The sequence below is a fragment of the Rhodococcus sp. 14-2496-1d genome, assembly GCF_002259365.1.
Classification (GTDB): domain Bacteria; phylum Actinomycetota; class Actinomycetes; order Mycobacteriales; family Mycobacteriaceae; genus Rhodococcoides.
On record NZ_NPFV01000009.1, the window covers coordinates 156101 to 180539 of the forward strand.

At 64.7% G+C, this 24439-nt stretch carries 26 protein-coding genes; 12 read left to right on the top strand and 14 right to left on the bottom strand.

Annotated features, from left to right (window positions below; all coding sequences use genetic code 11):
• Positions 1-29: 29 nt before the first annotated feature.
• Both CH296_RS06095 and CH296_RS06100 read right to left on the bottom strand, forming a co-directional pair.
• On the bottom strand, positions 30-2450 hold the full coding sequence (locus tag CH296_RS06095) for a glycoside hydrolase family 2 protein (RefSeq protein WP_094684246.1): 2421 nt from the start codon (positions 2448-2450) through the stop codon (positions 30-32).
• Positions 2447-3451 carry a DUF1839 family protein gene (locus CH296_RS06100; RefSeq protein ID WP_094684247.1) on the bottom strand — a complete coding sequence of 335 codons (1005 nt, stop codon included), beginning with the start codon at positions 3449-3451 and terminating at the stop codon, positions 2447-2449. Before CH296_RS06100 ends, CH296_RS06095 begins: the two co-directional genes overlap by 4 nt.
• Positions 3452-3809: 358 nt before the next feature.
• Between CH296_RS06100 and CH296_RS06105 the strand changes: the two genes are divergently transcribed.
• The gene (locus tag CH296_RS06105) at positions 3810-4748 is read left to right on the top strand and encodes an endonuclease/exonuclease/phosphatase family protein (RefSeq protein WP_094684248.1); all 939 of its coding nucleotides are present in this window, start codon (positions 3810-3812) and stop codon (positions 4746-4748) included.
• Positions 4749-4770: 22 nt separating this feature from the next.
• Here the strand turns inward: CH296_RS06105 and CH296_RS06110 are convergent, their stop codons facing one another.
• Positions 4771-6129, bottom strand: coding sequence for an Hsp70 family protein (locus tag CH296_RS06110; protein ID WP_094684249.1), 1359 nt, complete (start codon positions 6127-6129; stop codon positions 4771-4773).
• Between the two features lie 143 nt (positions 6130-6272).
• Here CH296_RS06110 and CH296_RS06115 point away from each other — a divergent pair, with 143 nt between their 5' ends.
• Together CH296_RS06115 and CH296_RS06120 are read left to right on the top strand one after the other, a co-directional pair.
• The gene (locus CH296_RS06115; RefSeq protein ID WP_094630272.1) at positions 6273-6782 is read left to right on the top strand and encodes a low molecular weight phosphatase family protein; all 510 of its coding nucleotides are present in this window, start codon (positions 6273-6275) and stop codon (positions 6780-6782) included.
• Between the two features lie 90 nt (positions 6783-6872).
• Positions 6873-7253 carry a hypothetical protein gene (locus CH296_RS06120; protein ID WP_032396102.1) on the top strand — a complete coding sequence of 127 codons (381 nt, stop codon included), beginning with the start codon at positions 6873-6875 and terminating at the stop codon, positions 7251-7253.
• A 17-nt stretch (positions 7254-7270) separates the two neighbouring features.
• Here the strand turns inward: CH296_RS06120 and CH296_RS06125 are convergent, their stop codons facing one another.
• Genes CH296_RS06125 through CH296_RS06135 form a run of 3 tightly spaced genes read right to left on the bottom strand, consistent with a single transcriptional unit; the run spans position 7271 to position 9947 of the window.
• Positions 7271-9058: an ABC transporter ATP-binding protein gene (locus tag CH296_RS06125; RefSeq protein WP_094684250.1), complete on the bottom strand. Its 1788-nt coding sequence runs from the start codon at positions 9056-9058 to the stop codon at positions 7271-7273.
• A gap of 31 nt (positions 9059-9089) precedes the next feature.
• Positions 9090-9545 carry an ATP-binding protein gene (locus CH296_RS06130; protein WP_052049716.1) on the bottom strand — a complete coding sequence of 152 codons (456 nt, stop codon included), beginning with the start codon at positions 9543-9545 and terminating at the stop codon, positions 9090-9092.
• A 21-nt stretch (positions 9546-9566) separates the two neighbouring features.
• Positions 9567-9947 (bottom strand): STAS domain-containing protein, encoded by a 381-nt coding sequence (locus tag CH296_RS06135; protein ID WP_373557271.1) that lies wholly within the window; start codon positions 9945-9947, stop codon positions 9567-9569.
• An 80-nt stretch (positions 9948-10027) separates the two neighbouring features.
• Here CH296_RS06135 and CH296_RS06140 point away from each other — a divergent pair, with 80 nt between their 5' ends.
• The gene (locus CH296_RS06140) at positions 10028-10444 is read left to right on the top strand and encodes a CrcB family protein (RefSeq protein WP_094645872.1); all 417 of its coding nucleotides are present in this window, start codon (positions 10028-10030) and stop codon (positions 10442-10444) included.
• Positions 10441-10806: a CrcB family protein gene (locus CH296_RS06145; protein WP_179277641.1), complete on the top strand. Its 366-nt coding sequence runs from the start codon at positions 10441-10443 to the stop codon at positions 10804-10806. Before CH296_RS06140 ends, CH296_RS06145 begins: the two co-directional genes overlap by 4 nt.
• 10 nt (positions 10807-10816) lie before the next feature.
• Here the strand turns inward: CH296_RS06145 and CH296_RS06150 are convergent, their stop codons facing one another.
• From CH296_RS06150 to CH296_RS06185, 8 genes are all read right to left on the bottom strand, one after another.
• Positions 10817-11392 carry a YdcF family protein gene (locus CH296_RS06150; RefSeq protein WP_032396106.1) on the bottom strand — a complete coding sequence of 192 codons (576 nt, stop codon included), beginning with the start codon at positions 11390-11392 and terminating at the stop codon, positions 10817-10819.
• A 50-nt stretch (positions 11393-11442) separates the two neighbouring features.
• The gene (locus tag CH296_RS06155; RefSeq protein WP_032396107.1) at positions 11443-11649 is read right to left on the bottom strand and encodes a hypothetical protein; all 207 of its coding nucleotides are present in this window, start codon (positions 11647-11649) and stop codon (positions 11443-11445) included.
• A gap of 79 nt (positions 11650-11728) precedes the next feature.
• Entirely contained in the window at positions 11729-12463 is a 735-nt protein-coding gene (locus tag CH296_RS06160) for a MerR family transcriptional regulator (RefSeq protein ID WP_045200403.1), read from the bottom strand.
• Between the two features lie 80 nt (positions 12464-12543).
• A complete protein-coding gene (locus tag CH296_RS06165; protein ID WP_037194006.1) occupies positions 12544-12780 on the bottom strand; it encodes a hypothetical protein in 237 nt (78 codons plus the stop codon).
• Between the two features lie 20 nt (positions 12781-12800).
• Positions 12801-14324 carry an NAD(P)/FAD-dependent oxidoreductase gene (locus tag CH296_RS06170; protein WP_094684252.1) on the bottom strand — a complete coding sequence of 508 codons (1524 nt, stop codon included), beginning with the start codon at positions 14322-14324 and terminating at the stop codon, positions 12801-12803.
• On the bottom strand, positions 14321-15241 hold the full coding sequence (locus CH296_RS06175) for a hypothetical protein (protein WP_037194003.1): 921 nt from the start codon (positions 15239-15241) through the stop codon (positions 14321-14323). The genes CH296_RS06170 and CH296_RS06175 overlap by 4 nt, the downstream gene beginning before the upstream one ends.
• A 1-nt stretch (position 15242) precedes the next feature.
• Positions 15243-16121: an SDR family NAD(P)-dependent oxidoreductase gene (locus CH296_RS06180; RefSeq protein WP_037194001.1), complete on the bottom strand. Its 879-nt coding sequence runs from the start codon at positions 16119-16121 to the stop codon at positions 15243-15245.
• Entirely contained in the window at positions 16118-17125 is a 1008-nt protein-coding gene (locus CH296_RS06185; protein ID WP_306436970.1) for an alpha/beta hydrolase, read from the bottom strand. The genes CH296_RS06180 and CH296_RS06185 overlap by 4 nt, the downstream gene beginning before the upstream one ends.
• A gap of 115 nt (positions 17126-17240) precedes the next feature.
• Between CH296_RS06185 and CH296_RS06190 the strand changes: the two genes are divergently transcribed.
• The 7 genes from CH296_RS06190 to CH296_RS06220 are packed head-to-tail and all read left to right on the top strand — an operon-like array spanning position 17241 to position 24430.
• Positions 17241-18329, top strand: a complete 1089-nt coding sequence (locus CH296_RS06190) for a ferredoxin--NADP reductase (RefSeq protein WP_094684333.1) — start codon at positions 17241-17243, stop codon at positions 18327-18329.
• Entirely contained in the window at positions 18329-19150 is an 822-nt protein-coding gene (locus tag CH296_RS06195; RefSeq protein WP_094684253.1) for an ABC transporter permease, read from the top strand. Before CH296_RS06190 ends, CH296_RS06195 begins: the two co-directional genes overlap by 1 nt.
• 1 nt (position 19151) lies before the next feature.
• Entirely contained in the window at positions 19152-20018 is an 867-nt protein-coding gene (locus CH296_RS06200; protein ID WP_037193998.1) for an ABC transporter permease, read from the top strand.
• An 8-nt stretch (positions 20019-20026) separates the two neighbouring features.
• The gene (locus CH296_RS06205) at positions 20027-21304 is read left to right on the top strand and encodes an MCE family protein (RefSeq protein WP_094684254.1); all 1278 of its coding nucleotides are present in this window, start codon (positions 20027-20029) and stop codon (positions 21302-21304) included.
• Positions 21301-22326, top strand: a complete 1026-nt coding sequence (locus CH296_RS06210) for an MCE family protein (protein WP_094684255.1) — start codon at positions 21301-21303, stop codon at positions 22324-22326. The genes CH296_RS06205 and CH296_RS06210 overlap by 4 nt, the downstream gene beginning before the upstream one ends.
• Positions 22323-23333: an MCE family protein gene (locus CH296_RS06215; RefSeq protein WP_094684256.1), complete on the top strand. Its 1011-nt coding sequence runs from the start codon at positions 22323-22325 to the stop codon at positions 23331-23333. Before CH296_RS06210 ends, CH296_RS06215 begins: the two co-directional genes overlap by 4 nt.
• Positions 23330-24430, top strand: a complete 1101-nt coding sequence (locus CH296_RS06220; RefSeq protein ID WP_068055517.1) for an MCE family protein — start codon at positions 23330-23332, stop codon at positions 24428-24430. Before CH296_RS06215 ends, CH296_RS06220 begins: the two co-directional genes overlap by 4 nt.
• The last annotated feature ends 9 nt before the right edge of the window (positions 24431-24439 follow it).

The window sequence follows — 24439 nt, forward strand, 5'->3', positions numbered from 1 at the left end:
GAACTTCGTAGCCCACTACGATTTTCTGCTCACGACCTCGGTGCCACCGAGGCCCGCTCCACCGAGTTGAGCGCGCGCACATGTCCGCGCGGTGCACTCGCGCCACGACCGACGAGAGTCAGGGTACGAGGTTCGTTCGGTGCCAGGTGGAACCACGAGTCCGACACCTCGAAGCCGTCGATGTCGACGCAGACGTACTGCGCCGGCCAGTCGGCTCGGACGGTCAGTTCCCAGTTCCCCGAGATCGTTTCGACGACACTGGCGACCAATCCCACCGTGTTCTGCCGACTCTGCGCGCCGACGAGCGCGGTGGTTCGCGCCACCTCCACACCATTGTCGTCCGAGAACACGACCGTGACGGCGGAGTAGGTTCGACTGCCGAAGCGGTAGGCATGGTTGGCGTCGGTGAAGGTACCGACGATCGAATCCACCGTCAGTGCGACGGATCCGTTCGCCGGGGCGTGCACCGCACGTTCGTACTCGTGGCTGCCGCGGCAGGCGTGCAACACCACTCGGATACTGCCCGAGCGTGCCGGCCCGTCGTTGACCAGTTCCACCGAATAGCCGTCGAGTCCGTTGTCGGACAACAGCAATGCCACCGGGGCGCTTGCCCGCGCCAATGCGTAGAAGGGAGCCTTGGGCACACCGGCGGTGTCGACGATGCCCCAGCCTGCGCCGGGGACGGTGTCTCGTAGCGTCAGCACGAGGGCTCCGGCGCACCCCGAGGATGCTCGACGCCAATGGCCGAACGCTTCGGTGAAGGCTTCGACGATCGCCGCTCTGCCGTAATCGAGGTACAGCTCTGCGTCGTCCCGCCGGATCAGGTGCGGGTCGACGCCGAAGATCGTGCGTACGTAGTGATCTCGCACGTCCTCGAAATCCCAGGACGAGCCGCGGTCACGGGGGACGGCGGCCTTCCAGTCCGGGTGGTGACCGGCGACGGCCGCGGACCCGAAGAATTTCTCCACCTGCGCCCGCTCCGGGGGGACTGCGAAGGCCAGGCATTCTGCCGCGAAACGCACGCCGGCAGTGCGGATATCGGACAGTGGCCGGAGGTATCCGCCCACGCCGAAGTAGTGCGCGATGCCATCGCCCACGTGTGTGTGCAGTTCTCCGCTCACGCTGGACGGGCTCGATGTCACGTACGCGACTCCGGGTAGGCGATCGGCGAGAAAATCGGGAACGACGCTGTCCAGCATCGTCATTCGCTGATCATCGGCCGCGAGTCCCACCATCGTGGGTTGCTGCTGGGTCTCGCTTCCGCCACTGACGACCATCAGGGCAGGGTTGGCCGAGACGGTGTCGGCGAACGCGTCGAGCTCGCGGGTTACCGCTGCGGTGTAGGCGTCGTCGGTGGGCGGGTCGATGGTGCCGAACATGACGTCCTGCCACACCATGATGCCCAGTTCCGCACACAGGGACCAGAATTCGGGCTGCTCGTACACCAGGGTGCCGACGACGCGCACCATGTTCAGGCCCGCCGACCGGAGCTGCTCGAGTGCCGCCCGCAGTTCGGGCTCAGGCGACCACAACCGCACCGGGTCAAGCGGGGTCCACGTTCCTCCGCGACAGAAGACGTTCTCACCGTTGACCGTCAGCATTGCGCCGCCGGCCGTGCGGTCCAGGTCGACCGTACGAAACCCGACGACACCCATGGGATGCACGACGCCGTCCACCTCGAGCGCGACGCGATAGGTCCGCGGTCGGCCGTGAGTGTGGGGCCACCAGAGTTCGACGTCGGGTAGCGTCACCGACCGGTCGATATGCTCGACGGTTCCGAGTTCGACCGTGTGAACTCCGGACACGGTGTCGTCGATCATGATTCGAGCCGCCGCTGGCGCATCGAGCTCGGCGCGCAGTGTGACGATGCCGTCCGTACCCGATACCGCCGTCGACAGGGCGACACGACGAACGTCGGGAATCACCGACATCGACACCGGGCGCCACGGTCCGACCGGCACCGGAAGGGGCCCGTACACGGGTGCGCGTCCGAGCATCGTCGTCCGCTCGTGCCTCAGCCCCTGCGCGGCGATCATCGACGATCGCCACCGACCGCGTGCGCGTCGAGACTTCAGATGCGCACTCAGCGATTCGATGTGGACGGCGACGGCGACGGTGTCACCGCAGTCCGTCAGATCGAGAGTCTCGGGAACGAACATCGACGTCACGGTTCGGCGATGGACGCCGTCGATCCAGATCTGGGCACGGGTTGCGATGCCACCGAAACTCGTTCGCACCCGGCGATGGTCACCGGTGGGGACATCGGCGACGAACCACCAGTCGTGATCGTCCGGATTCACTGCCAGTGAGCTTCCGAGCGCGGTGGCAACCGTGCCCGGCACCACCGCGTCGATCCAGTCGAGATCGTCTCGTAGGTCGCGGGGGTCGAGAACGGAACCGGCGTCGGTTCGGGCCAGACGCCACCGAACGCCGTCGAGCAGATCGATCACGTGCCCAATGCACCCGCAACGATGTCCATGGCCGCCATCCAGTTCTTGCTCATCTCGATCAGCGGCTCGTCGAGCACCACGTCCCGGCCACGTGCTGCGCGTGCCATCCGGAACTGAACGGCCTTGGCACCGGAGGCGGCGGCGAGAAAGTGCGGAGCGGCAACGGCGGTGCCCGCCACGCCTCGGCCTTCGAGGTAGTGCACATAGTTCGCGGCGAGTTCTGCCGTTGCGCCGAACTGCCGGAGCAGGCCGAACGACCACAGATGGAAGGCGTCGGGGCCGGCGGTCTGCACGAGCGGGATGTCGGCGATGATTCGGCGGGCCAGCGCATCGACCGGGTTACCAGGAGCGCGGCGCGCCAGGTGTGCGCGAGCGACATCGAGGTCACGGTCACCGAAACCGGCGTCGAGAACCGTGGCGTCCACTTTGATCTGCTCGACGTACGGCAGCAGCACCTCGGCGTGCGGTTCCGGAGCGAGATTGAAGATGCCGTCGAAATCGGCCCCGGTGAGCTCGAAGTAGCCCCGATTGTGGAAGTACCCCATCACCTTGGCGTCGCGATCGACGAGGTTGGGCACGATGGTGGTCTTGGTGTGCTGATTGCGGTAGCTGGTCCCCGCGGTGTCGGGCAGCCAGAAGCCGTCGACCTCCACGGTGACGTGGATGCCGTCTTCCAGGCCTTCGAGGACGTGCTCGAGCACCGGGCGCCACACGTTCATCTCGGCGACACCGATGCCGTACAGGGTGCGTAGGTCCTCGGGCGCGATCTTCACGAAGTCCCACTGTCGCCCGTCGCATCCGGCGCTCAGCACGAAAGCGAGAGCGGGGGTCGGATCGGCACCGAACGAATGCAGAACTTCGATCCACAGGTCGACGTAACAGTTGGTTTCGGTCCAGATGCGGTCGTGATTGTGTATCGGGTGCGGTCGGTAACTGATGGGGTCGAGTTCCAGGACTCGAAGGCTGGTCCCGAGCCTGTCCAGCACTGCATCGTTCGACATGAAGCCTCTCCTACCGGATCGAATGTCGGACGGTCCCCGAGCCGCATTTGTCCGTATTGCCTGTATCCAGGCCCCTAATCCTAACGAATCGGTTTGTTCTTCGCACTCGATCGGACGGTAGGATTGTTTTTGCCCGGACGAACTACCTGCGCGGCCACCACCTCGACAGCAGTGATTCCTGACCCCGATACCGGGGGCAATCACAGAGCGAGCAGTCGGTTCCGCGCCGGTAATGCTGGTGCGCAGCTTGTTCGTGATGGCACTTACACAATGGCTCTGAGCTGGGCACATGCCGAGTGTAGACAACACCTGACACATCCACGCCCAACTCGGGTTCGCATGAGGAGGCACACGCGCGATGCGCCGTTTTGCAACCAGCGCAGCGCTGGTCATCGGCTGGGCTCTGCTCGCAGCCGTAGTCGGAATGTTCCTCGTTCGCCAGATAGGTGTGACGGAGATCACTTTCGTTGCCTTCGTCGTCGGCGCTCCGTATCTCGGTATCGCCTCGATCGTCGCCGTGCTGTTGTTCGCCGCGGCGCGCTCGCGTATCGGATCGGCCGTCGCAGTACTGGTGACCATCGCGGTGGTCGGGGTTCAGGTGCCGATGTTCCTCGCGGACGGCCCGGACAACACCGGACCGGAACTGTCGGTCTTGACGATCAACGTGGCGCACGGTGACGCCGACGCCGCGTCCATCGTCGACGCGGTGCGCAACAACGATGTCGACATTCTCGCTGTCCAGGAACTGACCCCGGAAGAGGTCACCGATCTACAGGCCGCGGGCATCGACGACCTTCTGCCGTTCTCCTTCACCGCTGCGCTCCCGGTCGCCGATGGCACCGGACTGTGGAGCCGCACCCCGCTGACCGACGGCACCCGCCTCGACAACTTCGGATTCGTACCGGTGCAGGCGAGAACCACCGTCGACGGGCAGGAGCTGACCGTCGTGTCCTTCCACGCCATGTCTCCTGCCACACCGCGCCACACCACCGAGTGGGATGCCGACCTGGCCCGGATGCGGTCGATCATGGACACCTACCAGGGCACTGTGCTGGTCGCCGGCGATTTCAACGCAACCAACGACCACCGGCAGTTCCGCACACTGGCATCGTCCCCGTTCTCCGACGCGGCAGACGGGGCGGGTGCCGGCCTGTTCCGCACGTTCCCGTCGGAGCGTCCGCTCGCGCGCCTGGACCATGTGGTGACGAGTGAGAACGTCCGCGCCCGGTCGGTCGAGCCGTTGGCGATCCCGGACAGCGATCACCTGGCCGTTCTCGCGGAGTTGCAGCTGCCCTGAACTGGGCGGCCGCCGGCACCGGCTAGAAGCGGGGCAACTCGATCACCGGTGCGGGCGGAAGCTGGATCTGCGGCAACTGGATCTGCGGCAGGCCGGGGATCAGCGGAGCCGGGGCCGGCGCAGGAGCAGGCGCGGCGGGCGGCACGTATTCCGGCTCGGAGTACGTCCGGGCCGGAGCCTGAGCTGCCTCGGTGGTCGGCGGCACGGTGGTGGTGGGTGCTGCGGTGGTGGGCGGCACGGTGGTCCTCGGCGTCGTGGGCTCCGCAGTGGCGGGTGCGGTCGTCTCGGTCGGTGCACTCGTCGGCTCCGTGGAGCTGCCGCCGTACCCCAGGGACAACCCGAGTGCGGCGACTGCGACGAGACCGCCTGCGACCAATACTGCGCCGCGCACCTTGCGCTTGGAGTCGGCGGGCTTGTCGGCTCCGGGCTCCGGGCTCAACCAGTCGGGAGCCCCGGTCAACGATGCGGGATCGGACGGAGACTGCCGAACGCCCGGCTGCGGGCCCGGTCGGCGCGGTGCGTCGGCCACCGGAGTCGCGAGCAGCGCCGCGCCGCGTGCGGCCACCGATTCCGGGTCCGCCGGGGTTACGACGGGGAGGCCGATCCACGCCGTGAGAATCGATTCGACCAGCGGAATGCGTGCTCCACCGCCGATGAGGAACAGCGCGTCGACGTGCTTGGGTGACCGACTGATCACGTCACGGACCAACCGTGCCGAGTACTCGATCGGAACGGTCACCAGAGACTCGAAAGACTCGCGCGAGATCAGGATCACGCCGCCGTCACCGGGCAGGCAGACCGCGCCGCTGGTCGAGAGCTGCTCCTTGGCCACTCGGCATCGCGCGGTGAACTCGCTCAGTTCCTGGTTGTCGGCGATGTCGACGCCCTGCTTGGCGAGCTGGTTGTCCGAGATGAGCCGATCGAAATCGTCGCCGCTGATGTCGATGGTGCGCTCGGCGAGCAGGACTTGCCCGGTGCCGCGGTCGATGACACTGATCGTCAGTCCGGAGCTGCCGAGATCGTAGAGAGCGATGGTGCCGAAGTGCCCCAGTTCGCCCGACGCCTCGAGGTACTGCAACGCTGCTCGCGCCTCGGGAACCAGTCGGTAGTTGTAGAGCCGCTGACTCGCCATCGCCTGCTGGATCTCGCCGAACTGCTGCTGGTCTCGATACGCGACGCCCGTCGCTTGCACCGGTCCGCCGTCGCCCGGCTGCGAGAGCACGACGCCGATCGATTCGGCGGCCAATTCCTCCGCGCGGTCCCAGTAGGCGTCGACGGTGTCGTGATGGAAGTCGAGCCGACCCGAATCCTGAGGGCGCGCGTCGGGGCGAGCCATGCGCACGGCACTGGCTCCCACCGACACGCCGAGAACTTCGGTCATTACCCGCCTTCGGTCGACTTCCCCGTGAACACACGCCGAGACTCGATGTCACGAACGAGTCTCGATCCCCCTGCCAATGGCTCACTGTAGCGCGTCCCGCAGTGCACAGTGCAGCACCCGACCACAGCACTACAGTTGCGGGCATGCGCGTTCTGTTCGTCTGCACCGGGAACATCTGCCGATCGCCCACAGCCGAGCGACTTGCGGCTGCTTTCGCGCGCGAGGGCGGGTTCGAGCTGACCGCGAGCAGCGCCGGAACGCAGGGTTTGACCGGACATGCCATGGACCCGACGGCTGCGACGGTGCTGACGCAGCTCGGCGGCGACCCGGACGGTTTCGTCGCCCGACGCCTCACGCCTGCGATCGCTGCCGACGCCGACCTCGTTCTGACGATGACGGCGGCACACCGAGACGCCGTTCTCGCCCTTGCACCGCGACAGATGCGTCGCACCTTCACGCTGCTCGAGGCGGCCGGTCTCGCTGCCGCGTCGGGCGCGAGCACCGTTGCCACCCTGGCCGACGCACGGGCGGTGCACCGTGTCGACACACTCGACATCGGCGATCCGTATCGGCGTGATCACTCGGTGTACGAGCAGGCCGGGGAGTTGATCGCGGAGACGCTGCCTCATGTTCTGCGGTTGGCGACCCAGTGACCGTCCACCTCTCACCACTCCGCTCGCTGAGGTAACGTTCTCGCATCATTGCCGACCATCCGGGTCCGGCCACGGCGTTAGGGTCTGTGCATGCGCGACAAGGTCATCGCGTCGGCAGCAGTGGCGAGCGCCGGCGTGGCCGTCGCAGTGGGTTTGACCATCGGCGCTCTCGGTGGTGCGTTCGACGACTCGAGCGAGACCGTTCGTCCGCCGGCTCTGAAGTCGGACAGCCTGAGTTCGGTCGAGACGACACCGACCTCGACGATCGTCATCGTCCCGCCGTCGCCTACATGGCAGGTCGCGGTACCCACCACCGCTCGCCCCACGACGACGACTCCGGATCGGCCCGAGACCACGACGCGTAGTCCGCGCCGAACCCCATCCTCGGACCGCACGACGACCACCACCTCGACGGAGGATTCGGACGACGAGAGCAGCACCACGGAACCCGAGTCGGACGCCGGCCCCTAGGCACCGGCAGAATGCGCTCAGGCGGGCTTCGTCAACGCCGTGTTGTCACCGATTCGCAACGCGGCCACCAGTTCTCGGTAGAGCGAGTCGGTGTTCATGAGCTCGGAGTGCGTGCCTCTGGCGCGGACAACTCCGTCCTCCATCACGAGGATCGTGTCGGCGTCGAGCACGGTGGACAACCTGTGCGCGATGGTCACGACGGCCGAGTCGGTCGCGATCGATCGGATCACCTCGTGGATCGCCGCCTCGGTGCGGCCGTCGACCTGAGCGGTTGCCTCGTCGAGCAGAAGAATTTCCGGACGCCGAACGATGGCCCTGGCCAACGCAATTCGTTGACGCTGTCCACCGGAGACGGTCGATCCGATCAGGTCGGTGTCCAGCCCTTCGTCCAATGCACGGATCGCCGAGTCCAGATGCACCGATTCGAGCGCCGCCCAGATGTCGGCCTCGCTGGCCTCGGGATGGCTGAACAGCAGGTTCTCTCGGATCGAGCCGGGAAGAACCGGCGTCTCCTGCTCCACGTAGGACAACCGGGCTCGTACCTCGTCGATGGTCAGCTCGTCGTACGGGGTTCCGCCGAGCCTGATCTCGCCGGCCTCGGGCGTCAGGAAGCGCAGGATCAGCGAGAAGACGCTGGTCTTGCCCGCCCCCGACGGTCCGACGATCGCGGTGTGTCCACGCGCGGGCACCTCGAGGTCCATCCCGCGCACGGCCGGCTCCCTACCCGGTGCGTATCGTGCTGTGACGCTGCGGAATTCGAGGGCCGGAGCGGGCGCACGGGTCTTCTCCGACCGGTTCGATGCCGTCTCCCCTTTCTCGGTGACCAGGTCGTCGATCTGGCGAATACGGGCCGCCGCGGCCATACCGGCCTGCAGTGCGGTGATGTTCGTGGCCAGTGTGGACACCGGGCCCATCACCTGGAATGCGTACAGCAGAAACGCGATCAGGCTGGACACGGCCAGCGCTCCGGTACTGACGCGATAGCCGCCGAGGCCGAGGATTCCGATGATCGCCAACTGCACTCCGCCTCCGGCGAACGTCCATGCCAACGCGGAGATCTTGACCGCCCTGACGCTGTGCTGAGCGGAGATTCGCGCCTCGGAGATGACTCGCTCCGATTCGCGGGCCTCGGCCCTGCTGGACTTGACGGTCCGAATCGCCCGCAGCGTGCCGTCGAGAATTCCGCCGAGGCGGCCCACTGCCTCCTGGGATTGCCGCTGTGCGACGGCGATCGGAGGCATCAGGCGAGCGAACAGCACCGCGATCGCAATGATGGCCACGGCGATCGCGCCGAGCAGCACCAGATCCAGCACGGCCATGAGAATCAGTGCGCCGACGAGGCCGACCACACTGTTGACTATGGCCACCAACGCATTCGAGGTGGCCTCGCGTAGCAGAACGGTGTCGGAGGTGACCCGGGTGACGAGTTCTCCGGTGGGCCGGGTGCCCAGACTTCCGACGGTGGCACCGAAGTACTTGCGCACGATGGACTTACGGGCGTCCAGGACCACGCGTTCGGCCAGGACCCCCAGCACGATCCACTGCAGATACAGAACCAGTGAGCCCACCACGAGCAGACCGACCAGGATCAGCACCGGCATCACCAGGGACGAGTCGGTGCCGAGACCGTCGAGCACTCCTTTGGCGACCATCGGCGTCGCCAGGGCTGCTCCGGTGCCGATCAGACCGAGTGTCATGCCGAGCGAGAGAGTCCGGCGGTGCGGGCGAACGAACTGCCACAGCACGCGCAGATTCGGGACCGTGATCTTCTTCTTCTCTGCCGTAGCGATCTGCACGTCGACCATGGCACCAGTGTGCCGGATCGGGCGGTGGGGTCTAGGTCGCGTTCCAGATCATGTGCACGGTCGTACCGTCCTGGTCCGAGGTGACGGCGGCGCTGTCGGCCAGCGCCCGCATCAGCGGCACACCACGCCCGCGGTTGGGATCGGAGTTGTGCGATGCCCAGTCCCCGCGATCGGTCACCCGCACTTCTATCCGACCCTCCGCGGCACATGTGACCCGAATGTCGAGTGTCCCGCGATCGGTGTGGTCTCGATACGCGTGCTCGACGCTGTTCGCTATCGCCTCGTACGTGGCCAGCACCACGTCGTACGCACGATCGGGGTCGACGCCCACATTGCCCAACCAGTCACCGAGCTCACGACGAAGCTCCGACGCTCGATCCGCATCGGCAGGTTCACCGGTGAACAGCAGTTCTTCCATTCGCGCACCTGCCGTCGAGATCGAGCTGTCGGTACGTGAGTCGTCACCTCCGAAGAGAGTCGCCATCATGAATCCCGTCTACCCAAAAGTTCAGGATCTACCCGCATGAATTGCAACGAATGCTTCGTCGACCGTTGCATAGATTCCGAACACCTCGTCCAAACCGACGAGAGTGAGAGGCCGTCCGGTCGCCGGACCGTCCGCGACCACTGCAAACCCGGCCCCGCCGCCGAGCTGCTGATGCGTCGACGCCAGCAGAGACATGCCCGCGGAGGCGAGAAATCCCACATCACTGAGATCGATCACCACAGCAGTCGGCGATTTCTCGAGCACGAGAGCGACCGACTCGGACAGATCGGGAGCAGTCACCAGATCCAGTTCACCGGACACCGCCAGAACGACGTCCTGGTCACGCCATTCCACGATCACATCGAAGTGCTGGGGCCCGAGGCCCATGTCGTCCGCAGTCACACGAAGACTTTACCTCGCCTCCCCCTGGCGGACTTTCTCCCGATCGGCCGACCGACCCGACTCCCGTTAGGCTCGCTTCGGTGATCGAGGGACTGCACAGCGCGAACCGTCGCGAATCTCGCCGTCGTTCGGCCGGCGAATACGTCGCGGTCACGGTCGGCGGCGCGGTCGGTGCGGCGTTGCGGTACGAGGTCTGGACGTGGCGGGCATCGCCGAGGTGGCTGCTGGTGAGCACCTTCGGAGTGAACGTGTTCGGATGCCTCGTCGTCGGTGCGGCGTTGGGGTATCTGTGGGGCCGACCGGCTCCGGTTGCCCGTGCAACAGTGTTCGGGCTGGCGTGCGGGTTCACCACGTTCGGTCTGTACGCATTCCACGCCGTGACGCATCGTGGTGCATGGAATTCGGTTGTCTATCTGCTGGCCACACCGGTGGTGGCGCTCGTCGCGATGGCATTCGGCGCGGCGATCACGAGGCCGAGGACGGGCAGCGCTCGATGACGACGATGCTCCTGGTGGCCGCCGGAGGCGGACTCGCTGCGCTCGGGCAGTTCGTGTTCTCGCACACGATCAGGTCTCGGCGACGGTTGTCCGCACTGAATCTGGTGGCGTGCGCGGCCTTGGGACTGGTGTTCGCGCTCGATCCACCGGACCGGTTTCGTTCGCTCGTGGGCGTCGGATTTCTGGCCTCGGTGGCTCCGATGGCCACCGTGGTGCTGGCCACGCTTCGGCTCACTCGGGATCAGCAGTATCGCAGCGCTGCAACGTTCGTCGCGGCGAATGTGGTGGGCGGTATCGCCGCGGTGATGTTCGGGTTCCTGGCGTGGAAGTCCGGGATCACGCTCTATCACAAGATCGTCTGACTCGGATCCGTCAGTCGCTCGTCGAGTCCTCGCACGACCCTTGCAGTCCGGCCTTGACGAATCCGGCGATCTGATAGAGGTAGGTGAATTCCCATTCGACGAGGGAGAAGTCGTACGAGCGTGGCGTCGGACGCATGGTGACGGTGCCGTCGAAGCATCGATCGAAGATGTAGCGGGCGCGCGGTAGGTGATATCGCCAGGTGACGACGATGACGTGGTTCCACCCGCGTTCGCGGGCGAGTTCCTGGGTGAAGATGGCCTCTCCGCGCGTGGTCGACGGCACCGGCGGGATACACAGCACCTCGAACTTCTGTGACGATGTGGCACACGCCTTCTTCATGGTCGAGTCACCGGATCCGTAGGGGTCGGAGAGCACAACCGTCTTCGCCAGACCCTGTTCGGCGAGCGAGATTCCGTAGGCCTCGCGGCCGTCGTGTTCACCGCCCAGTACGACGATCGCGTCGGCCGTGGTCAGCGGATCGACGCGAGCCTTGGTGAACGTGACGTATCCGCCGACACCGATCGCGGACACCAGGACAACAGGGATCGCGAAGGCGAGAAACAGCAGCAGGCGTCCGCGGAACACCTCCCCAGGTTAGGGAAGGCGCTCCGCGGGCGCGCGGTCAGCGACTCACATCACTCACTCGGCTGCGGAACCGTGACGTTGCAGTCGGTCACCTCGGGGTTGATACCGAAGTAGTTGAGCGGGCCTGCGACGACGGTCAGCGCAATGGTGCCTGCGCCTGCGCAGTTCTCCGGTGCGCTCTCGAAATCTCCGCGCTGGTACGACGCGAATGCGCCGATGATCAACCAGACGAGAACGATCAGTGTTACGAACCTCATGGTGCCCCCTTAGGCGGTCAGCCGCCGTTCGGCTGTCGGGAGCCAGGTATGTCCGATTGTCGCAGTCTTCAAACTGTGTCTAGTCGTTCTGCCTGGCCAACGTCTGCGACAGGTAGTCGCTCAGTGCCTGTTCCTGGACGCGATCGAGGGCGCGAGCGAGTTCTGCCTGTGCCGATTTCATCGCCAGTGCGCGCATCTTCTCGAACATCTCGGTCGTCTCGGCCACCTCCCCCGATTTGGGGAGCCAGCCGGGACCGTGTTGGTTGATCAAGTGGTCGGTCACGCTGCCCACCATCGACTCGGCGATGGCGTTCATCTTCGAGGCGGTTCGTTCGTGCTGGTCGAGCAGTTGTTCCAGGGTGAAGCCGTACTGGCTCAGATCGACGAACACCTCGAGGAGGGTGGGGTCGAGAATCTCGCATTGGTCCCCGTCGATTCTGATCAGTTTCGCTTCGATCAGTCGGGCAACGATGTCGTCGTTGTCCTCGCCGAGAAATTGCGCGATCAGTTCGACGGGAATGATCGTGGTCTCGGCCGACGACCACTTGCGAGTCACGATTTCCTGCAGGCCCAGTATCTCTTCCAGGTCCTTGCCCTGCTCCCAGCCCGAGAGGAAATCCGCGATGTGCGCCGAGGTGAAACCCCGCTGGAGCAGCGAGTCGATCACTTTCAGTCGCGTCAGGTGATCGTCGTTGTAGATGCCGACTCGTCCTCGGAGCGTGGGCGGCGGCAGCAGACCGCGTTCCTGGTACGCCCGCACGTTGCGAGTGGTCGTCTTGGCCTCTCGGGCCAAGTCGTCGATTCGATACTCCACCGAGCTCCCTACCTCCGCCGCGCGTCGACCCACAGGATATACGTCGACGACGCGGCGGAAGGTGGACCCGAACCCGAACGTCATCGCGACGGAAGCATGCTCTCGTGCAACGCGTTCACCTGATGCGCCACGGTTTCGACCAGATCGAGTGCTCCCAGTTTGGCGTCGAGCATGGTCAGAACCTCCTGCACTCTCGCCAACGTCACCGCCACCTCGTCGAGAGTTCCGTCGACACGGCCGAGCACGTCGTCGACATTGCCGAGCGCCTTGTCGGCACGGCCGATCAGATCGGCCGGGTTCTTGGGTAGAAATCCCATGGTCGCTTCTTTCTCGAGTATCAGGAGTGGGCGACGGCCCGTAGCGGTTCCCGCGGCCGTTCGACGCGGCGCGGGACCATCGTGAAGTCGCCCTGCTCGACGTCTCTGAGCTGGTTGACGTACTGGGTGGCAAAACCGGGGAACATGGTTGCGTTGAAGCCGTCCTCGGTGAGATACCAACTGCTGCAACCCGAATTCCAGGTCGTCTTGGCCAGCTTGCGCTGCATCTCCTCGTTGTACGCATCCTGAACGTCCTGGCGCACGTCGGCGCTGTGCAGATTGCCGTCGAGAACCAAGGAGATCGCCTCGACGAGGTAGTCGATCTGGGCCTCCATGTACACCAGGGCAGAGCTGTGCCCCGGTCCGGAGTTCGGGCCGAAGGTGAAGTACATGTTCGGGTAGCCCGACACAGCGATGCTCTTGTACGCCTTGGCCCCAGCGCTCCACTCGTCGGCCAGCACCCGACCGTCGCGTCCGGTGATCGGGATCGGCGTCCCGGTGTTGGACACGTCGAATCCGGTGGCGAACACGATGGCGTCGAACTGATGCTCGATGCCTTCCACGGTGCGAATGCCCTTGGGCGAGAGCGTTGCGATCGGCCATGTGACCAGCGTGCAGTTCGGCTTCTGCAATGCCGGGTAGTAATCGCTGGTCATCAACAGTCGCTTGCAGCCGGCCCTGAACCGCGGAGTCAGCTGACGCCGCAGCCATGGATCGCGAACCTGACGCCGCAGATGGGCGCGACCGACCAGTTCGACGATGCGGGTCAACGGGGTCTTCCAGACGACACCGAGGGCGACGGACTCGTGGCCCCAGAACCACAGCGAACGCGCCATGGTCTGGGCCTGCGGATACCGAGCGTACCGACGCTTGGTGCCGCCCTGTGTCTTTCGGTTCACTCTCGGCAGCGTCCAACCGGGCGTGCGCTGGAACACCTTCACCGTGTCGGCGATCTTCACCAGTTCCGGAACGATCTGCACCGCGCTCGCCCCGGTTCCGACCACGGCGACCTTCTTACCCTCGAAGTCGTAGTCGTGATCCCACCGAGCACTGTGGATCTTGCGCCCCTCGTAGGTGTCGATGCCCCGGATGTTCGGCAGGCTGGCATTGGCGAGCGGCCCCGACGCCATCACCACCGTGCGCGCTCGAACATCGGGGTACCCGTCGATGCTCAGGTGCCAATGCCCGGCCGCCTCGTTCCAGATGATGTCGACCACATTGTGCCCGAATCGAATACGCGACTCGATGTCGAACTCGTCCACCATCGTGTGGATGTAGTCGAGAATCTCACCGCTACCGGAGTAGGTGTGCGACCAGTTCGGATTCGGCGCGAAGCTGTACGAGTACAACCTGGACGGGATGTCGCAGGCTGCGCCCGGATAGGTGTTGTCGCGCCACGTTCCCCCGACCGCACTACCGCGTTCGAGGATGACGAAGTTGTCGATACCTTTGTTGCGCAGTCGGATAGCGGAACCTATTCCGGCGAAGCCTGCACCGACGATCACCGCGTCGAGGACACCTTCGCGCGCATCGAGCTCGCTCATGCGACGGGCTCGTAGGTCAGTTCCTTGGCCCAGGTCGGCTCGGAATTGAGAGTCTTGCTCGGGTACCGGCGAGTGAGCTTCACCAGGCCGTCCGCCAGGAGGTGATACGGGTGCTTGCGATTGATGACGATGCTGCCGTGCCACTGCACTATTCGGTACATCGGCACACGCAGTGCCTCGGGGCTACGCTGCCCGACACTGCGGAATCGCTTCATCGCGGTGTACAGGCGCTCCTCGTCGACGCCCATCTCGACGATGTTGTCGCGCATCTTGTTCAGCAGCGGGATGTACCGCAGCGTGCCGACGATGAGGGCCGGGTTCATCCATGCGCCGACGGTGTCGACCAGAATCTTGCGCATCCGCGAATGCCCGAGAAGCTCGATCACGGCGAAATCGACTGCCAGATGCCGTGATTCGTCGGAGTTGATCTTCTTGAAGACTGCCTGACACACCGGATCGTCGATCTCGTCCATGATGAACTTGACCAATGCACCGTCCAGCGCGACCTCGAGCATGGGAATCACGGTTCCCAGCACGGCCAGAGACAACCCGTCCGAGTGCTTGTCGAGCCAGTCGATGACGAGCTTGACGTTGATGTTGGGCTCGGGCATCTCGTCACCGTCGAGCATGCCCCAGCGTCGCATGAGAGCGAGCTCGGCATTGGCGTGCTTCTGTTCTTCGGCGTGGAAGTAGCGGTAGATCTCTGCCAGCGTCTCGTTCGGGGCCTTGAGCGCCATGGCCGCGAAGCCCCGAGCGCCGACGTTCTCGATCCACATCAGATCGGACATGAAGGGCTTGAGCTTGGCGTGCAGTTCCGGACTGATGGTCTCCGCACCCGGACCGTCCCAGTCGATATCGGCCAGCGCCCATTGACGGTCCTTGATCTTGGTCAACATGTCTTCGAAATCCATTGCCATGTCAGGCTCCTGTGGTTGTCGAGGTGAGGGATTCGTTCTTCGCCGGCTCCTGCTCGGCGGGCATCACACGATTGAGCAACCCGAGAAAACGCACGTACACCGCGGGCAGCAGTCTCTTGAATCGCCAGACGGCCTTGGCGTCGAACTGGGGAACGACGTAGAGCCGACCCTTGTCGAAGGCATCGAGTGTTCGGGCAGCGATCTTGTCCGGTGAGCGTCCGGTCCAGCGCATCGCGAACTCGGCCAGCCGGGACGAACTCGCGGTGATCCGGCCGTCGACGGCAACGTTGGTCTTGACGAACGTGGGGCACAGAACCGATATCCGCACACCGGTACCCGACAGTTCCGCCGCCATTGTCTCCGACAGCGACATCACCGCGGATTTGCCGACGTTGTAGGGACCCATCAGCGGCGCGGCGGCAAAGCCTGCGGCGGAGGCGACGTTGATGATTCCGCCCTCACCGGCTGCCCGCAGCGCAGGCGTGAACACCTCGCAGCCGTGGATCACGCCCCACAGGTTGATCCCCAGAGCCCAGTTCCAATCTTCGAAACCGATGTCTCCGACGGGCTTTCCGCCGATTCCGACGCCTGCGTTGTTGATGAGCACCGTGGTGGGTCCGTCGAATTCGACGCCGGCACGAAGCGCCAGTTCCTCGACGTTCTCGCGTACCGACACATCGCACTCGACGGCGTATCCGGTGGCACCGAGGGCGTTCACCATCGCTACCGTCTCCTGTGCGCGCGGCAACGAGATATCGGCGCACATGACGGCTCCTCCGCGTCGAGCCAGCTCGAGAGCGAAGGCCCGGCCGATGCCGCTGCCTGCGCCGGTCACTACCGCTCTCGACCCGTACGAGGGTTTTCCGGTCTTGCTTCTCATCGACCTACCTGTTCCTTCGAATCATGGTGCACTACTTGGTTGTCGAGTGTGTGGACGATGAACTCGGCTGCATGCTCGAGCGCGTGAGCGGCCTCGGGGATCAGCCGCGGGAGAGCTTGGAACACGTGCATCTGGTCGGGCCAGATCTCGAGTTCGCTTCGTCCGCCTGCCGCCTCGATCATCGTGTGCAGGTGCCGCGCATCGCCTCGCAGCATCTCGGTTCCGCCCACCTGGATGAGCGTGGGCGGTAGATCGCGCATGCGGGCGAGATCGAGCCGTAACCGCGGGAGGCTCGAGTCGTGACCGTCCGTGTAGAGCGCCACCAGTCCTCGCGCTGCCTTCGCCGAGATCATCGGATCCTTGCGCGTGGGCTCCATCCGCGCCGAGAGCTCGAAGTCGAGATCCACCAGCGGCGAGAACAACACCATTGCGCCGGGCTGCGGCGTTCCGGTCCGGTCGTTCTCGATGAGCAGGTCGGCGGCGAGGTGACCGCCGGCGGAGTCCCCGGCGATGACGATGTTCGCCGCGTCGTACCCCTGGCCGAGTAGCCAGCGGTAGGCGGCTTCGAGGTCGTCGGCGGCGGCGGGAAACGGGTGTTCCGGGGCCAACCGGTAGTCGACCGTGAACACGGGCAGGCCGGTCGAGCTGGACAATCGCGCGGTCAGGCCACGATGGGTCCGTGCCGAACAGATGACGTATGCACTGCCGTGGATGTAGAGAATCACCCGGGGTCCCGGGGCCAGTCCGGGCGCGCGTACCCATTCCCCGCGCACCGGGCCGTCGGCGACGAGGTCCACTCTCGTTCCCTTCGGAACGGGACCGAAGAGGTTCATCGAGGTGGCGACGAGGCGTCGGGAGAACTCTATGCCGCCTCGGGACGTCGGAAGCAGGTTGATGATCGGACGCAGAGTCAGCCGAGTCATCAAGGCAGCCAGCCGAGTTCGTCGGGAACCCGCCGCGAAGGCACCGCGAGGCAGGTAGTCGTGGTTTGTGGTGGAAGTCACCTCGTCACCTTCACTGGCTATTCGCCATTTGTCAATGGCCTATTAATTAGTGGTCCAGTGTGCAAGAGTGACGACCGACACAACGAAGCCAGCCGGAAGGAGGGAGTACGTGACGATGTTCGGGAACGCAGCACCGGCAGACCTCGATGCGTCTGCCGTCGGTCACGAGGACAGAATCTTCGAGTTGGAGATCGCCGAGGTGACCCACGAAACCGAGGATGCGATCTCCCTCGGCTTTGCGGTTCCCGCGCACCGGGAACCGCACTTTCGGTACGAGCCCGGGCAATTTCTCACCCTCGAGATTCCGTGCACCGACGGCGGCTCGGTTGCCCGCTGCTATTCCTTCTCCAGCTCCCCGGTACGCGACCCGTACCCCACCGTGACCGTGAAGCGAATCCAGGACGGGGTAGCGTCACACTGGTTGCACGACAACGCTGTTCGCGGGATGCGGCTCAAGGCATTGAAGCCGTCGGGCATGTTCGGACCCGAGAACTGGGACGTCGACTTCGTCCTTCTGGCCGCAGGCAGCGGAATCACCCCGATGATGTCGATCATCAAGACCGCCCTGTTGCGGCACGACAACCGGATCACCCTCGTCTATGCCAATCAGAACCGCGACTCGGTGATCTTCGCTGAGCAACTGACCGAACTGCAGTCTCGCTTTCCCGAACGACTCGAGGTGCACCACTGGTACGCCTCGGAATCGGGGTTGCCCACCGCTGCGGGACTGGCCTCGACGGGCGCGACCGTTCCGGCCGACTGCGAGGCATTCCTGTGCGGTCCCCCGCAGTACATGAACGTCGCCGAGGAGTGGCTCGACCGCACCGGCACGGTCGCACGTAGAACGCATCGAGAGGTCTTTTCCTCCTTCGACTCCAACCCGTTTCGGGACGACAGGACCGCAACTGCTCACGAATCGGATGCGAACTCCGTCACCGCTCGGGTCGAGATCGACGGGACCGAGACCGAGTTCGCCTGGAGTGCGGGCACCAAGCTTCTCGACCGCCTCCTCGAACTCGGTCTGGACGCGCCGTACGTCTGCCGCGAAGGAACCTGCGGCGGCTGCGCCTACACGCTCACCGAAGGCACCGTGACGATGCTCGCGAACGAGACGCTCGACGAGCACGAGATGGAACACGGGGTGCGATTGGCATGTCAGTCCGTGCCCGAGTCCCAGACGGTCCGCGCGGTGTTCGACCGCTGATGCCCAACGCGATGGGCCGGATGGCCTCGAATTACCTTCGGCAGCACCCCGTTGTCGCGATCTCCACTTTCGGCCGCCAGATGGGGATGGGTGTCAGGGCCGGGAGATCACTGACCTCGGACATCGTCCACCGGACGTTTCCCTTCTCCGAATTCATCCGCCAATGTGCGTTCATGGCAAGCACATCGGTCATCCCGACCTTGCTGGTCGCGATCCCCTTCGGAGTCATCGTGTCGGTTCAGGTCGGTGCCATCGCAGGCCAGGTCGGTGCCACCTCGTTCGCCGGTGCCGCGAACGGTCTCGGCATCATCCGTCAGGGCGCGCCGTTGGTGACCGCGCTGCTGATGGCCGGGGCGGTCGGGTCGGCGGTGTGCGCGGACCTGGGTTCTCGCACGATCAGGGACGAGATCGACGCCATGGAAGTCATGGCCATCTCGCCGTTGCAACGACTCGTCGTGCCACGATTGGCCGCCGCGATGCTGGTCAGTGTGTTGCTCTGCGGCAGCGTCTGCTTCGTCGGATTCATCACCGGCTACATGTTCAACGTGTTCGTTCAGTCCGGTACACCGGGTAGCTATCTGGGTACTTTCGCGGCCTTCGCCACCATCGGTGATCTGGTGCTGGCTCTGATCAAGTCCGTCGTCTTCGGCGCGATCGTGGCAATAGTGGCCTGCGACAAGGGGTTGACCACTCGCGGTGGACCCGGTGGTGTGGCCAACTCGGTCAACGCGGCCGTGGTCAGTTCGGTGATCCTGCTCTTCGCTGTCAACGTCCTGTTCGCCCAGCTCTACACCATCGTGTTCCCGGCTCGGTTGATCTGACATGGCCACTCGCTACACACCGCCGCTGCTACGCCCCCTCGTCGGCGCGGCGAACGCCGCCGTCGCCGCACCGACGCGCGCCCTGGCCACGTTGGGCCACCAGGCGACCTTCCTGAGCCGATCCGTGGGATCGATGCCCTACACGGTGCGGCGGTACCGGCCCGAGCTGTGGCGTCTGCTCTCGGACGTGAGCTGGGGAAACGGTGCCATCGTCGTCGGTGGCGGCACCATCGGAGTGATCGTTCTCCTCGGAGCCTTCGCCGGAGCCACCGTCGGCATCGAGGGCTACACCGCGCTGAATCTTCTGGGCATGGGCCCGTTGACCGGAGCAGTGTCCGCGTTCGGGACCACCCGAGAACTTGCTCCTCTGATCGCTGCCATCGGGTTCGCAGCCCAGGCCGGTTGTCGCTTCACCGCACAACTGGGTTCGATGCGAATCGGTGAGGAGATCGACGCGCTCGAGTCACTCGCGATCGACCCCTTGGCGTACCTGGTCAGCACCCGAATGATGGCCGCCGTCATCGCAATTCTGCCGCTGTACGTTCTCGGACTGAGCGCGAGCTACCTCACGGCTCAAATCGTGGTCGGGGTGCAGAGCGGCCAATCCGCGGGCACGTACCTGCACTACTTCCATTCGTTCCTGTCCGTCCAGGACGTCCTGTACTCGGTGACCAAAGCTGTTGTCTTCGTTCTTCTCACGACGATAATCCAGTGCTACTACGGGTACTACGCGTCCGGCGGCCCCGAAGGAGTCGGGGTGGCGGCAGGCAAGGCGATTCGCACCAGCATCATCGTCGTCATCTTCGTCAATACGTTGATGACCCTTGCGATGTGGGGATCCGATCCCGGCATCAGGATCTCGGGATAGGGGCCCGGATGTTCGATGTGGGAGGGCGCGCACCGTCGATGTCCGCGCTCGTGATCCGGGGCCTGTGCGTGTTCCTGCTGTTCAGCACCATCGCAGGGCTACTGCTGGCGCGCTACACGGGTGTCTGGCGCAACACCGTCGACGTCGTCGCGTCGATGTCCACACTCGGAGACGGTCTGCCGCAGAATGCGGACGTCAAGTTCCGCGGAGTTCTGGTCGGCGCGGTTGCCGGGGTGGACAGCGATCCCACTGGCAACAGCACCGTGGAAATTCGGTTGAATCCCGCACGCGCCGAGACGATCCCGGACACCGTCACCGCGCGGGTCGTGCCCAGCAACATCTTCGCCGTTTCCTCGATCGAACTGGTGGACACCGGCGGCGGACGGAGCATCGAGGCGGGCGCAACCATTCCTGGCGACGCCTCACAGGAAACGCTCGAACTGCAGACCGCGATGACGAGTCTGCGCAACGTGCTGACCGCAGTCGACCCCGAGAAGTCGAGTTCGGTGCTGTCCACGCTCGCCGACGCTCTGGACGGCCGCGGTGAATCGATCGGCTCCACCATCTCGACAGCCAGTGAGTACCTGACCACACTCCGAGCCGAAATGCCGGATCTCACTTCCGATATCGACCTGCTCGACACCTCGATCGGCAGCCTGAGCAGAACGGCACCGCTGTTGTTGGACACCTTGGAAAGTTCGCTGATTCCCGCGGCGACCATTGCGGAGAAGCGCGATCAGCTGACGCAATTCCTGACCAGCGCGGCCGGTTCCACGTCGAGTCTCGACGCGGCGCTGGCACCCAACCTGTCCGGGGCGATTTCGTTGGTTCGAGACCTGGACCCGGTCATGGGAGCTCTGGCCGTCAACGGAGACGACCTTCCTGCCGGTGTGCGGGAGTTCGGCCGAACGTTGGAAGGCTTCAACCGCGCCTTCACCGGCCCCAACGGGCGACTGATCTGGTCGATCGACATCACCGCCACCCCATTCACTCCGTACACCCGGGAAGACTGCCCCCGCTACGGCGACATGGCCGGAGCCAGCTGCTCCACTGCACCGCCGTCGCGAGCCTCGGGCGGCGACGCGCTGGGCGGCACGAGTGTTCCGGCGGAGGGAATCTCGTACTCGCCGGGCAACATCGGATCCGTCGGCAGCGACGAGGAGAAGGCCGCAATCGGCGATGTGCTCGGTAGGCCGGCCGATCCCACCTCGATCATTCTCCTCGGGCCGCTGCTGCGCGGGCAGACCATCGCGATCGACAACGCCGATCCGGTCGGTGCACCATGACGTCGATTCGCAGGCCCCTGATCGGATTCGGCATCTTCATGGTCTTGGCCATCGCGGTGACCACGCTGATCTGGACCACCCTCGGCCGTTCGGTGGCAGGTGAAACCGATACGTACGCTGCGCTTTTCGAGGATGCATCAGGGCTCCAGAGCGGCGACGACGTCCGGATCGCCGGTGTGCGCGTGGGCAAAGTGGAGAATGTGTCGCTCGACGGAAACACCGCACGAGCGCAATTCGTCCTCGAGCGCGGCCAGACCGTGTACGAGAACACTACGATCTCGATCAAGTACCAGAATCTGATCGGTCAGCGCTACCTCGCCCTCGACACCACCGGGCAATCCACCGGTACGGTCGAGCCGGGTGCAACCATCGGGATCGAGCGCACCGAGCCGTCGTTCGACGTCTCCGCTCTCCTCAACGGCTTCCAACCACTGTTCAGCGTGCTCGACCCCCAGCAGGTCAATTCGTTGTCCGAGTCCATCGTTGCCACCCTGCAGGGAGACGGCGTCTCGATCAGCACTCTGGTGGTGCAAAGTGCGTCGCTGGCAGCAGAATTCGCGGAGAAGGACGAAATACTCGGTCTGATCGTAGCCAACCTGGGCGAGGTACTGGCCGAGGTGGCCGATCGCGGTGACGATACGACGGCTCTCATCGAATCCACGCAGAGATTGATGACCGATCTCAATGCGCAAGCAGAACCTCTGGCCACCGCGGTGCGCACGATCGGAGATTCCGCCGGTCCCGTCGCCGAGATGGTGGACGACGTACGGCCGACGCTCTCGGGCACCATCGATCGACTCGGCGCGACCACCGATCTCGTGAACCGCGACGGCGCGCAACTGAGCACGTCCATCGGGATGCTGCCCTCGGTGCTCTCGTCGTTCTCGCGCATCACCGAGAACGGAAGCTTCATCAACATGTACGTCTGCAATCTGGACGTCAGTTTCGCCGGACTTCTTTTCCCACCAGGTGTTTTCAGTCGAGTCGGCGGCACCGCACAGTCGGAGGTCTGCCTCGAATGACGTCGCTATCGGCCCGCGTTCGGGCCTCGACCCGGGCGATGCCCCGTGACTTCTGGCGCGGTATCGCCGGATGCGTGGCAATCGTCCTGATCTTCGGTGCGGTGCTCGGCTATCAGCATGCAGGCATCGGCGATCGGACCGTCGACGTTCTCTTCGCTCAGTCCGCCGGGCTGCGGAGCGGTGACGACGTCCGCATCGCCGGAGTCTCCGCCGGGAAGGTCGATTCTCTTGCGCTGGCAGGCGATCACGTTCACGTCGTGCTCGATGTGGACGACTCCGTCGAGTTGGGTTCCGAGACGAAAGCCGAGATCAAATTGTCCACCATTCTGGGGTCGCGCTACGTCTCACTCACACCGGACGGCGACGCCCCGCTGGGTGATCGTCCGATCGAGCTGTCGCACAGCACAGTTCCCTTCGATCTGCAGAAGGCGATCCAGACCGGTACACCGGTGATCGAGCAGATCGATGCGAGAACGATGCGCGAGTCACTGACCACGGTTGCCGATCAACTCGAAGGCACTCCCGAACTGACCGGTCAGGCACTGGACAGCATCTCGGCCCTGTCGAGGGTGATCGCCGATCGAGAGGATCAGATAGCGGCGCTGCTCGACGATGCAGATCGGGTGACGGCGCGATTGTCGGACAACAGTGCCGCCCTGATGTCGATGCTGGGCCAAGGTGCGGCTCTCGCAAGCACCATCGCCGCGCAGCGGGGCGCGGTGGCGAACTTGCTTGCCTCGACCGATGCGCTCACCGCCCAGCTCGACACCGTGTTCGCCGAGAACCGTGCTGCGATAGACCCGTTGATCGGGCAATTGACTGCGCTGAGTCAGGGTCTGGCCAACAACGACGACACGCTGCGGCGGGTGTACGAAAGTCTGCCGGTCACCGTGCGGCAGATGACGAACGCCTTCGGCAACGGTCCCTACGTCGACATCGCCACTCCGTGGTCGCTGCTGCCGGACAACTGGTTGTGTTCGGCCCACGTGGTTCAGGGTTGCCGATGAGAGCCGGGATTCGGGTCGCCACGGCCGTATGCGCGTCGGCTGTGCTGCTGACGAGCACCGGCTGCGGCATGCCTCGACCGCTCTCCTCGGCGACCGGTTCGACCATCACCATCACCGCCGATCTGGAGAACGCGGCCGGACTCTACGAGGGAAACGAGGTTGCGGTGTTGGGCATGTCGGTCGGAACAGTCGACAGCATCGAGGCGCAGGGTTCGCACGTACGCATCAGCATGACGGTCGACGAATCGGTGCAGTTACCAGCCGATCTGGACGTGGCGACCATCTCGACGTCGGTGGTGACCGATCGGCATGTCGAGTTGACGCCACCGTATTCGGGAGACGGGCCGGTTCTCGAGGACGGGGCGCATGTGCCCCTCTCCCGAACGCACGTACCCGTCGAGATCGACAGGGTGCTCGACGCCGTCACCGAGCTGTCGGCCACTCTCGCGGACAGCAGCGACGGCAATCGGCCGATCGCAGATCTACTGGCGGTGACGAACGAGGGATTGACGGGAAACGGGGCCAAGATCCGGTCCACTCTCGACGATCTGTCCGCAGCGTTGGCGGTCGGGGTGGACAACAAGGACTCCTTGACCCGCCTGATCACCTCCGTCAGTGAGTTGACCCGCGTTGCGGCAGAGAACGATACGCAGATTCGTGGTTTCTCGACGGACATGGCGCAGGTGATCGGTGAAGCAGGTGATCAGTCGGCCGCGCTCGGAGATACCGTCGCACAGATCAATCGGCTGACGAGTCGACTGACGGGCCTGATCGACGCGAATCGAGAGTCCTTTCCTGCACTGTTCGCCAACTTGGAGACCACGGTCGCGGGGCTGACCGACCACAGCCGTGAACTGTCGGAGACGATCGACACGGCACCGACGCTGTTCCGCAATCTCGAGAACGCCACCGATCCGGTCTCCAGAGCTCTGCGCGTCCACTTCCTCACCGACAGAACGCTGTTCGATACCGAACTGGTCAACGAGTTCTGCCAGCGAATCCAGTCGAAGTCGGAGGGCTGCCGTACCGGCCGCGTGTACGACTTCGGACCGGACTTCGGCATCTCGGCCGCGCTGCTGGGGCTGAGTCAGCCGTGAAGTACTGGA